Origin of the sequence: Arachidicoccus terrestris (assembly GCF_020042345.1) — a bacterium.
Lineage (GTDB): Bacteria > Bacteroidota > Bacteroidia > Chitinophagales > Chitinophagaceae > Arachidicoccus > Arachidicoccus terrestris.
The window spans coordinates 4,054,726-4,068,785 of the sequence record NZ_CP083387.1; the positions used below are offsets into that span (position 1 = coordinate 4,054,726).

Annotated in this window: 8 protein-coding genes; 5 read left to right on the plus strand and 3 right to left on the minus strand. The window is 42.8% G+C overall.

The annotated features are described in order from the left end of the window. Positions 1 to 33 precede the first annotated feature (33 nt). Positions 34 to 2,421 carry an outer membrane beta-barrel family protein gene (locus K9M52_RS15800; protein WP_224069399.1) on the minus strand — a complete coding sequence of 796 codons (2,388 nt, stop codon included), beginning with the start codon at positions 2,419 to 2,421 and terminating at the stop codon, positions 34 to 36. A gap of 1,326 nt (positions 2,422 to 3,747) precedes the next feature. Between K9M52_RS15800 and K9M52_RS15805 the strand changes: the two genes are divergently transcribed. Beyond that, positions 3,748 to 6,852 (plus strand): T9SS type A sorting domain-containing protein, encoded by a 3,105-nt coding sequence (locus K9M52_RS15805; protein WP_224069400.1) that lies wholly within the window; start codon positions 3,748 to 3,750, stop codon positions 6,850 to 6,852. A 75-nt stretch (positions 6,853 to 6,927) separates the two neighbouring features. Here K9M52_RS15805 and K9M52_RS15810 read toward each other — a convergent pair whose 3' ends face one another. Beyond that, the gene (locus K9M52_RS15810; protein ID WP_224069401.1) at positions 6,928 to 7,962 is read right to left on the minus strand and encodes an isoaspartyl peptidase/L-asparaginase family protein; all 1,035 of its coding nucleotides are present in this window, start codon (positions 7,960 to 7,962) and stop codon (positions 6,928 to 6,930) included. A gap of 104 nt (positions 7,963 to 8,066) precedes the next feature. On the opposite strand from K9M52_RS15810, the gene K9M52_RS15815 reads away from it, so the two are divergent. From K9M52_RS15815 to K9M52_RS15830, 4 genes are all read left to right on the plus strand, one after another. Next, positions 8,067 to 10,583 carry a glycoside hydrolase family 95 protein gene (locus K9M52_RS15815; protein ID WP_224069402.1) on the plus strand — a complete coding sequence of 839 codons (2,517 nt, stop codon included), beginning with the start codon at positions 8,067 to 8,069 and terminating at the stop codon, positions 10,581 to 10,583. Between the two features lie 97 nt (positions 10,584 to 10,680). Further along, positions 10,681 to 11,472: a penicillin-binding transpeptidase domain-containing protein gene (locus K9M52_RS15820; protein WP_224069403.1), complete on the plus strand. Its 792-nt coding sequence runs from the start codon at positions 10,681 to 10,683 to the stop codon at positions 11,470 to 11,472. An 81-nt stretch (positions 11,473 to 11,553) separates the two neighbouring features. Further along, a complete protein-coding gene (locus K9M52_RS15825) occupies positions 11,554 to 12,558 on the plus strand; it encodes a VWA domain-containing protein (protein WP_224069404.1) in 1,005 nt (334 codons plus the stop codon). Beyond that, positions 12,555 to 13,223 (plus strand): tetratricopeptide repeat protein, encoded by a 669-nt coding sequence (locus tag K9M52_RS15830; RefSeq protein ID WP_224069405.1) that lies wholly within the window; start codon positions 12,555 to 12,557, stop codon positions 13,221 to 13,223. The genes K9M52_RS15825 and K9M52_RS15830 overlap by 4 nt, the downstream gene beginning before the upstream one ends. Before the next feature lie 77 nt (positions 13,224 to 13,300). Here the strand turns inward: K9M52_RS15830 and K9M52_RS15835 are convergent, their stop codons facing one another. Further along, entirely contained in the window at positions 13,301 to 13,960 is a 660-nt protein-coding gene (locus K9M52_RS15835) for a CoA transferase subunit B (RefSeq protein WP_224069406.1), read from the minus strand. Positions 13,961 to 14,060: the final 100 nt, after the last annotated feature.

Genomic DNA, 14,060 nt, shown 5'->3' on the forward strand with positions numbered 1-14,060 from the left:
ACAAAAAGGTTATTCTTAAATATACTGAAGATGTTATAATCTGTTTTGTTCCTCGGCATTGCTACTTTGTACCTTTTTCGCCTTAAAGGCTTTACCCAGATTAAAATTATAGGTCAGCCCTAAGGTTATTTTTTGTGATTGTTGTAATTGATTAAAGTTCAGGCGGAAATCATCATAATAGAATCGTCCTTTCACTTTTTGTGTTCCAAAGATATCGCTGCCGGCGAGTTTTACCGTCAATTTGTTGTTAAAGAACTTTTTCTGGATAGCCAGATCCGTATTAAATAAATGATGCAGGACAGCATTGGCGAATATAACCTTATTCAGATAGTAGGCGGAAGCGCTTACAGTATAGCCTTTACCCAATTGAAATATTTGGGAAGACTGCAACATGGCTATATTCTCCTGGAGGTCAAATGACTCCGCTATTGCGTGCTGATTGCTTAATTGTAAAGTGTTCTGTGTCATCCACCATTTCGTGATCTTTACCGGTGCAAATGCGGTAAACATCCATATTTTGGTAGAGCCCGAGTTGATGGGTTGTTGCATCATTTTTTCCGGATCATCTGCTTCCGGTATGATAGCGTTGTTAATAACGTCTGTACTTTGCGTATAACTCGTAGTAAAGATGTATTTATTATGTAATGTAAAACTGAGCTCATAGGCATTGTTGAATTCCGGCATGAGATAGGGGTTGCCTCTTCCAGAAGTGTAGTTGTCTACATAACTGATATGAGGGTTCAAAGAAGAAAAGCCTGGTCGGTTCAATCTTCTATTGTAGGAAGCACTTAGGCTATTGGTCCCCTCTTTGTTTAGTTTTTTCGTAAGATATACACTGGGGAACAGTGCAAAATAATCCTTAGGGTTACGTTGTACACCAGCGGTATCATATAATGTGCCCGTTACATGTGTGTTCTCCCCTCTCAGCCCTAATTGAACATCCATATCCAGTACGTGGCCATTATAGTTCAGGTAACCGGCGATAATGTTCTCTTTATAGTTATAGATAAAATTCTGATCAGTATTATCTACCCAGTCATTACCATCAATATAAGAGAAGTAGGCCGCATTATGTATTTTGGTCAGACTGATTTTTGAGCCAAATCCGAAAGTGCTTCCGTTTTTAAAGATCTTTTTATATTTAGCATCTGCTGTAAAGATTTTTGCGTCAGAAGGTGTCAGGTTTCTGAATGAAGTATCACTTACGAACTTGTTATCAGCATCATAGAAACTGCTATTGGCTTCATTTGTAGAGTTACCATTATTAGTCGTGTAATCAGAGAGTAGCTCAAAATTCGACCCCAGTGTATCTGTTGTAATGTGGTAGTTCAATCCTATATCATTATAATCACTATTGTAGGTGCTGGGGAATAACCCTCTGGACGTTGAATTGAGTGTGGGTTGACCAGGGTAGTCGATAAAGGTAGTTGCCTTAAAAACATCTTTATCTCTGGAGAAAGATCCGGTGTAATCCAATGCAATATATTGTTTGTCCGTAAAGTCAAATGTCGCACCGGTATGTATCCGCTGGTTTTGACTCCTGGTTTTACCCCTGTTTTGTGCAGAATAGATGCCGTCATTAGGAAAAGTCCTGGACTGATTGAGTTTGTTAAAATTCTTGTCCCAATTGTAGCTGTAATTGGCGAATAGACCTAGTTTTCCTTTTTTGAAATTCAGCTGGACACCTTCAGAGGTTTCGGGGTATTTGCCTTGGGAATAATTGCCGTAAACGCTTCCATTCAGGCCCAGATCTTTTTGTTTTTTCAAAATGATGTTGATCAGGCCGCCTGACCCCTCGGCGTCATACTCAGCCGGGGGGTGGGCAATGATTTGTATAGACTCAATTTCATCAGAACGAAGTGAACTCAGGTAATTCGTCAAATCGTCGCCACTCAATTTAAGAAGTTTTCCATTGACCATTACTCTGGTACCCGTCATGCCGTTTATAACGATTTGACCGTCTCTGACCAGAACACCCGGGGCCAGCGCAATGGCTTCCATAGATGATTTGCCGGTGGCCAATGGATTATTTTCCACATTCATGATTAAGCGGTCGGCTTTCCGCTCAATCAGCGGTTTTTTCGCCTGAACAGAAACATCACTGAGTTTATGCTCTCGTCTATTTAAAGCAATAATCCCTGGAACATCTGTGTTGATTTCAATTACTTTATCTATATAACCGACTGCAGTAGCTCGAATGAGATAGGTTCCTGACGCGGGGACATCAAGCGAAAACGCACCCACGCTATCTGTTATTTTAGAGGCGATATAGCGTTCTGTAGTATCTTTCTTGCTGACAGAAACAGCTGCATAAGCCAGTGGCTCCTGTTCATTGCCCACGACCTTACCGGAAATTGCGCTTTGACTATAACCCGTGATAGCCAGCAGTGAGATCGCAAGAAAGAATAAGAATGTTTTCATTTGAATAATACTATGATGCTGAAAGCTGCTTAAATAATTTTCTTTTTATCAATGACGATGTTTCTTTTAAATAGGTTGCATCCGATGTAAAATAATGATAAAGCAAAACTGAAATATTTCTGGAAATAAAAGAAGCGATTTTCGGTTAATGGTTAATTCCCTTTACAAACGGTCTCATTTCAAATGCGACGGTTTTATTGCATTGAATTCCTGTTTAAAGAAATTTGTATCGCCTGTAACTATTGTGGTGTCAGCATTTCGGGCTGAACGGTGTCTTTGGTATTTAACCGGTTTGCAGAGCCTATGAGTGCGAATGCTATGGCTGTAATAAAAGGATATGATGAATTTGCGAACGCCTGTTTGTCTATTTGCTTCGAGTTTGTATCTTTATTGAAATTCTGTGTCCGTGAAAAAACTATCAGGAGCTGCTTTGAGACTGGGCTGTCTGTGGATAATCGTTAGTGACTGTCATAAAGATGTCAGTGCCGGTTATTATGAGGGTATTTATTATTAAGGGAGCACGGCTTGCCCCAGCGTTATAGAAATTAGGGCTATACCCGACAATGGTATGAAGAAAGGAGCCGATTTTGGCGTCAATGACGATGATATAGGACTTGCTAGTGGTGGCACAGGAGTCTGGTTTCGCGTAAAGCCCTATTAAAAAGATAATGCGATACATCCCGCAAACTGCAATTGGGGGACCTATGTCGTCGTATTGCAAGAAATTCATGCAAAATAAGAAAGATCGTTATGGCAGCCGGTATCAAGTTTGTCACGATCATCAGATTGTACAACCGGTATATCCATGATCTTCTTAGAAGTCGTTTTTACATTGAAAACGGGTTTTCATTCAGTAAACTGCTTTTATAAACTCTGCCACCTCTTCACTTCTTTCTTTTGAACCAACCATTTTTTCGTGTAGACAGAGGAAAATAACTTTATGCAAATTTTTCATAAAAAAATGTCAATTACCTGGAATGGAGCATGTCTGTTTAATTTTATTTTTGAATTATAAATTTATATATAAACGTTATTGCTGTTGAATGTTATGCTTGTGAAACAGATTGTAGTGAATAGTGTATGGGAAACATAATATCAATAATTAAAATCAGTTTTTTCGTATAAGGTTTTTATCTGTGTCAAATTGCTACTGAAAAAAGATGATAGTTTATAAGGCCGGAGAACTTAAGGCTTAAGCGGAGTCGTTAATGCATCGCAGCTTATCCTCCTTTGCGCGTCGGTAATCTTTTATATGCAAGCAGTAAACACATTGCTTTCTTACTTGAGTAAGTGCTCGGTACTATTTTCTTAAATAAAATAAACACTATGAAATCAATTTTACGCAATGCGCTATTAAAGTCTTTCATCGCAGGTGGTTTATCGATTGCATCATTGTGCGCAATCGGGCAATCCGGTCCTGTAAAAGTAGATTTTAATATGTCTGGAAGACAGCTGGCAGAGGTTAATGAAGATGGTTATACGCCTTGGGCAGTGACAAACGGTGGGCCGGATACTTTGGTTGCGAACGGAGTCACTTTTATTGTATCCAAGGGTGTACGTGGAGACTTTTTGGCAATGACCTGGTATAAAGCAGGTGTTCAAAGCCCAAATTTTGCCCGGTTTTCAGAAGACGGCTTGTTTGTTAAAGATGGAGATTTTGACAAAGGCAGTGAAATTCAGATGAAGATCATTGGGCTGACCGCGGGTCATCACAGCTTAATTACTTATCACAATATTACTGATAACATCTCGGCTGATCAGGCTTGCCCGATAGATATTCATTTAAATGGTGAGGAGGTAATCAGCAATCTTGTTCCGACTGTAAGGGCCCTTAAAATCACTGATTGCCAGAAAGCCCTACTTTCTTTAAATGTGGCAGAAGGTCAAGATGTTGTCATTCGTTTTATTGCAGATACGATCGGGAATCAGACTATAAAAAATCTGATCATTAACGGTTTTCAGTTAGACGGTATCAGTGCTTCTGACAAATCAAATACTCCCTTACCTGCGGATCGAAATGAACATGTTGAAACGATGGATGGCGATAATGTGCAATTGACCTGGTCCCCTGCTGTCAGCGCCGCGAGCCACGATATATATTTTGGAACAGATTCATTGGCTGTAGCGCAAGCCGATCATAATTCACCGTTATACAAAGGCAATCAAGCTTTAGCAGACACCACTTATGCTGTAAGTAACTTGTATAGCAGGGAGAAGTATTTCTGGCGGGTGGATGAAGTATCTGCGGATCAGACGTATAAAGGAGATGTTTGGTATTTTAAGACCAGACAACTGGCATTCAAAGGTGCTGAAGGTTATGGACGTTTTGCCATTGGTGGCCGAGGAGGCAAAGTTGTTGAGGTGACCAATCTTAATGATGGTGGCCCTGGTAGCCTGCGAGAAGCTGTGATAAATGATATCGGGCCAAGAACCATTGTGTTTGCTGTTTCTGGATTGATTCAGTTGAAATCCAGGCTTGTTCTCAACCAACCTCATGTCACCGTCGCAGGACAAACGGCTCCGGGTAAAGGAATCACAATCCGGTCAGCTCCTTTTGGAATCACGGGAAATGATTGTATCGTCAGGTTCGTCAGGGTTCGTTTGGGAGGAGGGACCACCTATGATGGTATGGGGCTTACAGGAGCGGACAATAGTATTATGGACCACTGCTCCATTAGCTGGACAATTGACGAAGCGTTTAGTTCAAGAGGAGCTCACAACATTACTTTACAACGGACATTGATCTCTGAAGCATTAAATGCTGCAGGCCATCAGAATTATCCTCCCGGAACGGAACACGGATATGCTGCAACCATTGGAGGAGATATCGGCAGCTTCCATCATAACTTGCTGGCAGATTGTTATGGCCGTAACTGGAGTCTTGGGGGAGGCCTGACGGGTGACGGCTATTATAGCGGTCGTATGGATATCTCCAATAATGTTGTTTATAATTGGGGGCATAGAGCTACAGACGGCGGAGCTAAGGAAGTTAATTTCGTAAACAATTATTATAAACCCGGTGCTGGAACTGATTTTTTTTATGCCTTTAATGCGCAACACGAAGGCGTTGGCCTTGGAATGCAGCGCTGTTTTTTTAATGGAAATGTCATGCCGGGACATTTTGATGAATCTAATCAGACGGCCGGCAGAAAAGCTAGTTACAGCAATGGTGATACCAGCAGTTATGAGACTTTTGTTAACGAACCGTTTTTCCCTAATTACATAGGGCTGCAGACGGCTGAAAATGCGTATAAAGACGTGTTATCAGATGTAGGCTGTTATATCCCAACATTAGATGATCATGATATTCGGATTATCAAAGAGACCCTCAATGGAACCTACTCCGTGGTCGGCAGCGTAACCGGTAAAAAAGGCTTTCCTGATAATGAAGCCGATGCGGGCGGATTTGAAGACTATCCTGAAATTCACCGACCTGACAATTGGGATAGTGATCATGATGGCTTACCTGATTGGTGGGAGTCAATAAACGGGCTTAATCCAAATTCTGCACCAGGTGATTTTTCAGATAGCAATGCCGATGATGACAGAGATGGATTCACCAACCTGGAGGATTATCTAGGGTGGATGGCAACACCGCATGCAAGTGGCCCGAAAAATAGATCTATCCGGGTTAACTTAAAAGCTTTGGCCAGAGGATATGGCTTAGGCCCAACGTTTACTGTTACAGGAACGACTAACGGAACTGTTATAATAAATCAGGATAGTATCGCGGTCTTTACGCCTGCAAGAGGCCATAATGCAAACGGATCAGGTTATGAAACCGGAAGCTTTACCTTCAAGGTACAGGACGCCATGGGAAGTGTAATGGAACGGGAAGTTAACCTGGTTACAGGTGTCAACCTGGCCTCCTCTACTGGTATTTCTGATTTTACTGCGATCCGGTTAAACCAGAAAAATGTAAAATTAAACTGGATAACTCAATCAGAACAGTCAAATAAATATTTTCAAGTCCAGAAAAGTGTTAGCTTTTCGGGACCGTTTAAAGACGCAGGGCCTATGATTTTATCCAAGGCCGAAAACGGTACTAGTACGACACCTCTACGTTATAATGTGGTTGACGCTAACAATGCGACATCTTCAACCTTTTATAGAATTCTCCAAACCGCCCAAAATGGTAAGCAGACCTATTCGGATGTCCAAATGGTGTTGGGCGCGGGAACGAACACAAGTGCAGATATCAAAATCTGGCCAGTTCCCAGCCCGGGACAAGTAAACATTGATCTAAAAAGGATAAATGTTAAGACTCGTATATGTGTTTATGATTTGAGAGGACTCCTTGTATTGGACCAGATAGCACAACCTGCCAGTCAAAAGGGGATTGTTTTAAAAACGAAAGGTATCTATTTAATAAAAGTATTGAGCGCTGAAGATAGCCAGCCGCTTTATCAGGGAAAGATTATTATTAAGTAAGAAGAAGATGATGATGTAACAAAACAGGAGATATAGTTCAATCTATACCTCCTGTTTTAAATATATTCTATAGTATCAGAACATCGAGGCTGAAGCAATCAATTCATTATTGATTTTAGCATCTTGCCTGGCATAACTAAATCCTTTTTGGATAGCATAAGCGCCTACTTGACCTTGTTTATTCAGCGCGATGAAGGCTACTTGAAATGTTTTTGCCTTCGTATGACCGGTTCGGCTGACGATTCTTTCAACGGCTAGCTTACAGGCTTTATCCGGCGATAAGCCTTGGCGCATAAATTCTACCACCAGATGTGTTCCGGCAGATTTAATGACTTCTTCTCCCAATCCCGTTGAGACTGCCGCGCCATAAGCATTGTCTACATAAAGCCCGGCACCGATAATGGGGGAGTCTCCTACCCGCCCCCTTACTTTAAAGGCCATTCCGCTAGTCGTACAGCTGCCACTCAGGTTGCCTGCCTGATCTAACGCAAGCATGCCGATTGTATCATGATTCCAGTCTCCGTTGTCCAGTTTAAGGGGTGCAAAGGCACTTTTATGACCACCTTCTGATTGTTCAATATTAATTTCGGGTTTATATTCTGATTTTTTCAGCCATTCTGTGTAGGCTTTTCTCGCCGATGGGGACAGCTCCTGAGGCTCTAGAGGAAATCCTTCGGCAACGGCAAACTCTTGTGCCCCCGCTCCGGCCAGTAACACATGTGGCGTCTTTTCCATAACCCGCCTGGCGACACTAATAGGGTGTTTAATGCGTTCTATGGCTGCTACAGCTCCTGCGTTGCCATGTTCATCCATAATTGAAGCATCGAGGGTAACAATTCCGTCCCTATCGGGGTTTGCTCCAAGACCTACACAGCAATTGATACTGGATTCGGTAACCATGACTCCCCTTTCTACTGCATCCAGTGCTCGTCCTCCTTTGGATAAAATTTTCCAGGCATCCACATTGGCAGCGATGCCGGCGTCCCAGGTTGAGATGACGACAGGCTTAGTAATAGCTCGTAGTGAGTTGTTTTTGCCAAAACTTGCTGAGGAGATTATTCCTCCGAGGCCCAGTGTGCTGAGCTGTAAAAATCTTCTACGTGGTAACATAATAATAATAGTATAAGTTATTGTCAGGATTTTGGTAAACATTTCCTGACGCAAATTGTACATTTACGCTGATAAGCGCGGGTTAAAGCTAAAAAAAATATCCAATGTTCATTCAAATTTTTTCCAGGCATAGAAGAAATCTATTATTATTAGGACTATTGCTTTTTTTGTCAGGAGGTCTAACTGCAACGACACTGTCTTCTGGCACGAATGCGTTTATAGATAGCAATATGACTCCGGATCTGACCGTTCTTTTTACTCGGCCGGCCGATGTTTTTACACAGGCAATACCTTTAGGAAACGGAAGGTTGGGTGCTATGGTATTTGGGAGAACTGATACAGAGCGTATTGCGCTCAATGAAATTACGTTGTGGTCGGGTGGCCCCCAGGACGGCGATCGTAAAGACGCTTATCAATATCTTAAGCCCATCCAGAACTATTTATTAAAGGGGGAGAATAAAAAGGCTCAGGACCTCCTTCAAAAACATTTTACAGCACTGGGAAAAGGAACCGGGTCTGGGAATGGAGCCAATGACCCCTATGGCTCTTATCAGACTGCAGGAGACCTACTGATTAAATGGAATAAAAAGGCATCTGTCATTACAGATTATAGGCGAACCCTGTATTTAGGTCAGGCGAAGGCCGTGGTGAGCTATATTCGAGACGGTTATCGGGTAAAAGAAGAAGTATTTTCCGACCGGTTGAATGATATTACGTGGGTGCGTTTATCCACTGTTGATCCGGAGGGCCTTAAGCTATCAATTTCCCTAGACAGGAAGGAAAATATACAGTCAATTCAAGTAAAAGATAGCCGTATATTAATGAAGGGCCAACTGCCTGATGGCAATAAGCCCGGGATGCGTTATATAAACCTATTAAATGCGCGCGTGGATAAAGGTCAGTTAATTACCCGAGATAGTAGCCTCGAAGTGAAAGGTGCCAGTACCTGTGTTATTCAACTCGATACGCGTACCGATTATGATCCGAGCACTGGCATTTGCCTTCCTGAAAAGAATTTAGAGGAGAAGAGCCGATTCGTCCTTGCGAAGAACGCAACAGTCAGCTTTGCACATGCGCTTGCTGCCAATACGAAGGATTACCTCACTTTGTTTGACCGGTGCCGTTTAAGGATTCCTGCCGGTAAAGAGCTAGCTGCGTTGAAAACTATGCCTACTGAGCGAAGATTAATTCGCTATTATAAAGGCAATAGCGATCCGACACTTCCGGTCCTTTATTTTAATTTTGGCCGATACCTGTTAATCAGCTCATCCAGACCTGGATTACTACCCGCCAATTTGCAAGGACTCTGGGCTGTTGAATACCAAGCGCCCTGGAATGCTGACTATCATTTAAATATCAATCTGCAGATGAATTATTGGCTGGCTGAAACAACCAATCTTTCTGATTTAGCCGATCCGTTGTTCCGGTTTACGAAACACCTGGTACCTAATGGGGAAAAAACAGCCTGGAATTATTACAGGGCCAAGGGCTGGGTTGCGCATGTTGCCACAAATCCCTGGTTTTTTACATCTCCGGGTGAAGGCGCTGCCTGGGGATCCACACTTACCGGTGGTGCTTGGTTATGTGATCACATCTGGGAGCATTTCCGGTTTACTAAAGACACGGCCTTCCTAAAAGATTATTATAACGTATTAAAAGGTGCTGCCAGATTTTTAAGCAGTATTTTGATTAGGGAGCCTCAGCATGGCTGGCTGGTGACAGCGCCATCTAACTCTCCGGAGAATGCTTATAGGATGCCCGGCGGGTTCGAGGGGCAGACATGTATGGGGCCTACTATGGATATGCAAATCTCTCGCGATATCTTCTCTGCGACAATCCAGGCCTCCAAAATACTCGGAAAAGACAAAATATGGGCAGACAGTTTGCGGATTATTTATGCACAATTAGCTCCTGATCAGATCAGCTCTACGGATGGCGGGGTGCAGGAATGGCTTAATGACTGGCCATCTACAGATCCACATCACCGGCATACTTCACAGCTATTCGGCCTTTACCCATATGATGAGATCACTCCCTGGGGTACACCAGAACTGGCAAAGGCTGCCAGAAAGACCCTGGAGCTGAGAGGGGATGGCGGCACCGGCTGGTCCAGAGCATGGAAAATTAGCTTTTGGGCCAGGCTAGGCGATGGAGATCACGCCTTTAAGCTACTAAAAGGGTTACTTACGCCAGTGACAGATCTGGAACTCAAAATGAAAGGCGGCGCCGGGACCTATCCCAATTTATTTGATGCGCACCCTCCGTTCCAAATCGATGGTAATTTTGGCGCAGTAGCTGGTATCGCTGAGATGCTATTACAGAGTCACGGTAAAGAGGAAGTCATTCGTTTTTTACCTGCATTACCTTCGGGTAAGGATTGGGCAGAAGGAGAAATTAAGGGAATCGCAGCCAGAGGTGGGTTTCATGTAGATTTTTGCTGGAAAGGCCATCGCGTGGTCAAAGCGACGATTAAAGCGCAAAAAACAGGCGTTTGCCGTGTTTTATTACCCGAAGGGCTCCATTTATATAATAGCGAGGGACGAAAATTAAAAGCTGTGCACTTAAGTGAGGGAGTGGCAGAGTTTAAGGCAGTTAGCGGCCTGACCTACAACCTTCATTAATGGAATGATTGCTACTGATGGTCAATTGATAGCAGGGTTTTAAGGTTTTGAAGCTATGTTTTACCAGAAAGATGGTTACTTTTGCGAAAATTTAAATATGAAGTTTTTAGGTTCCATATTATTGACTGCCGCTGTGATTTCAGGTATTCTGGGCGGTTGCACGCTGAATAATGTTGATCAGGATGACGCTGCGGCAACCTATTTTAAAGAAAATAACCTAAAAGGAACTTTCGCCTTACTGGATAATGTCCATGAATTGTTTACCGTGTATAACCTTAAAAGGTATCGGGATTCAGCGTATGCGCCTGGCGGAACTTTTCAGTTGTTGACTACGCTGCTGGGAATAGAAACAGGGCGTTATTTAGATGATAAGAGCCTTATTACTGTTGGGACGGACACGGTGACACTCGGTGACGCCTTTGTTAAAGGCAATGATGCAGCGATGGCTAAGGTGGCAGCCCGCATCGGTAAAGATACTTTGCAGTATTGGATGGACTCTTTACATTACGGTAAAGCGAAGATGGTCAGTGACAGCGAACAGATCTGGAAGAATGACTCTTTAAAAATTACACCAGATGAGCAGTTGGGTCTTTTCGCAAAGCTTTATTTTGTAAAATTACCATTCCAGAAGCGCACACAGCAAATGGTGCGTAAGCTCATGATCCGGGAAGATAATTCGTTGTATTCCCTTGCCTATAAGGCCTCCTGGGACCTGCTCCCTTCGGGAAAATATATAGGTTGGATCACTGGCTGGGTAGAAGAAAATAAGCATATTTACTTTTTTGTCATCAACGCTGAGCCCATCAGCGGCCGACCGGCACAGGGCGCGCTGATTAAAACGGCTAAAGATATATTGAAGCATTACGGCTTTTTCGAGGGTAAAAAATAGGCGAAGCAAAAGTTAAAATCCCTTAACCCTTTTTTTCTTTTGTTTTTTTAAAATAGATTGCAGGCAGCAAGGCAAAAATCTATGTTATCATTTGCACATCCTGTTTATTTGTGGTGCCTGATTGTTCTTATACCACTGATTTTCCTGTTTTATGCGTTGCTAAAATGGAAAAAAACGGTGGCGGGATCGTTAGGCGATAAAAAATTAGTGGCCAGGCTTCTTAAGTCCTATGATGCCCGGAAGTTCAAGTTAAAATTTTATTTGATTTTTCTGGCATTGGCGCTCACGGTCCTGGCGGCCGCGGGTCTTCGCGCGCCTTCTGAAAAAGGGCAGGAAAAATCGGCGGGTATCGATATTGTCATTGCACTGGACGTCAGTAAAAGCATGTTAAGCCAGGATATTAAACCCACTAGATTAGACCGGGCCAAACAATTGATTCGTTCCCTTACCGCCAACCTGAATAATAACCGGGTTGGCCTTGTTGTCTTTGCCGGTCAGGCGATTCTCCAGATGCCATTAACCAATGATGTTGGTGCTGTCAATATGTTTTTACCGAATGTCAATACAGATATGATACCCATACAGGGAACTGCTGTGGGTGCGGCTTTGATGAGCTCAGAGGCCGCCCTGCATTCTCCTGATAAAAAGCATAAGGCCATTATCCTCATGACAGACGGTGAGACACACGATAAACAGACAGCACAGGCAATCAGTCAACTTTATGCGAATGGTATAACGGTTTTTACGATTGGTATTGGTACCCCTAAGGGAGCGCCCATTTTTGATCCTGCTACAGGTCAGGATAAAAAAGATAAGGATGGTAATATTGTGATCTCTAAACTTAATGAACAGGAGCTTAAAGAGATCGCTTCTAAAACGGGCGGCAGTTATATACTTTTGAACAATAATCAGGATGCCATTCAGCAAATAACAGATCGCATTAATAAGATGGAAAAGAAGATTATTGTTTCGGGAAAGGTGGGTAGCCGTAATTTTTATCAATATTTTCCTATATTTATTGGCGTAGCTTTATTGCTGCTGATTATTGATTTGTTTATTACAGAAAGAAAACCTGGTAGAATTTGAAGAAGATACTCCCCATAATAGGATTATGCCTGTTTACCGGCTTTTCTGCTTTTGCGCAAAAGGGGAACAGAGATGTATACTTTGGCAATAAAGCCTACAGAGAGGGAGATTTAAAGACCGCGGTTGCCAAATATGAAGCTGCGTTGAAAGCCAATCCGGAAAATAATGCGGCTCGCGTCAACCTGGCCATTGCGCAAAGCAAACTGAAAGCTACAGACGCTTCTGTTAAAAACTTTGATCTGGCCCTGAAAGAAAATAAAAGTAATGCTGCTATGGAAACCCGGCTTAATTATGATAAAGGGGTTACACTGGCAAAGGACAAGAAATACCAGGAAGCTATAGACGCCTTTAAAAAGGTGCTTAGAAATACGCCGGAAGACAATGATGCCAGGGAAAACCTGCAAAAAGCACTCAATGAATTAAAGAAGCAGCAACAGCAAAAAAAGCCACAACAGAATAAGGATAAAAAAGACCAGCAGAAAAAGCAACAAGAGAAGCAGCAACAACAAAAAAAACAGCAACAAAAGCAAAATCAACAACAAAAAATGAGTAAAGAGCAGGCCGATAAGCTGCTCCAAGCACTGCGCAATCAGGAAAAGGATACCCGTAAAAAATTGCAGAAGAAAACGAATGGAGCTCCGCCAGTCAATGGGGAAGACTGGTAAATTGATTTTGGTACGATACTACAAAATGGAGGACTTTAGGGTCCTCCATTAATATGAACACACTATGGTTGCGGCTTTCAGAATTTCATTTCCGGAATATCCGGATTGGCTAGTTTCAGTTTGCCGGCTGTTTTAGATTGAATTTCCGCTACAGTTACACCGGGGGCTCTTTCCACTAGTAAAAAACCATCATCGGTGACGTCAATCACAGCCAGGTCAGTAACGATCCTGCGCACACAATTAATGCCTGTGAGAGGCAGGCTGCAGGCAGGCAGAAGCTTGCTCTCCCCTGCCCTGTTGGTATGTTGCATGGCAACAATAATATTATCACAGCTGGCGACCAGATCCATAGCGCCTCCCATACCCTTAACCATTTTACCGGGTATTTTCCAATTGGCGATATCTCCGTTTTCACTGACTTCCATGGCTCCTAGTACGGTCAGGTCGATTTTCCCTGCGCGGATCATGCCGAAACTTTCGGCACTGTCGAAGAATGCACCGCCGGGAATAAGTGTTACGGTTTCTTTACCCGCATTGATCAGGTCTGCATCTACGTCATCTTTGCTGGGATATGGACCTATGCCCAGCATTCCGTTCTCGCTCTGTAACACGATGGTCATACCTTCAGGGATATAATTTGCCACCAGGGTAGGGATGCCGATACCCAGGTTAACATACATACCATCTCTGAGTTCAGCGGCGATTCGCTTAGCAATTTGTTGTTTATCTAAAGCCATTTTATTGATCTTAATATATTTCTGGGTTATTGAGGTTAGTTATCGAGACTTTTGTCCCTCCTTTCGTCCATTTATAAACGATTAACTTAAATAAAATTAG

Excerpts from the sequence above, each read along its gene's own strand:
- K9M52_RS15800 (WP_224069399.1), bottom strand. The coding sequence starts at position 2,421 with ATGAAAACATTCTTATTCTTTCTTGCGATCTCACTGCTGGCTATCACG.
- K9M52_RS15805 (WP_224069400.1), top strand. The coding sequence starts at position 3,748 with ATGAAATCAATTTTACGCAATGCGCTATTAAAGTCTTTCATCGCAGGT.
- K9M52_RS15810 (WP_224069401.1), bottom strand. The coding sequence starts at position 7,962 with ATGTTACCACGTAGAAGATTTTTACAGCTCAGCACACTGGGCCTCGGA.
- K9M52_RS15815 (WP_224069402.1), top strand. The coding sequence starts at position 8,067 with ATGTTCATTCAAATTTTTTCCAGGCATAGAAGAAATCTATTATTATTA.
- K9M52_RS15820 (WP_224069403.1), top strand. The coding sequence starts at position 10,681 with ATGAAGTTTTTAGGTTCCATATTATTGACTGCCGCTGTGATTTCAGGT.
- K9M52_RS15825 (WP_224069404.1), top strand. The coding sequence starts at position 11,554 with ATGTTATCATTTGCACATCCTGTTTATTTGTGGTGCCTGATTGTTCTT.
- K9M52_RS15835 (WP_224069406.1), bottom strand. The coding sequence starts at position 13,960 with ATGGCTTTAGATAAACAACAAATTGCTAAGCGAATCGCCGCTGAACTC.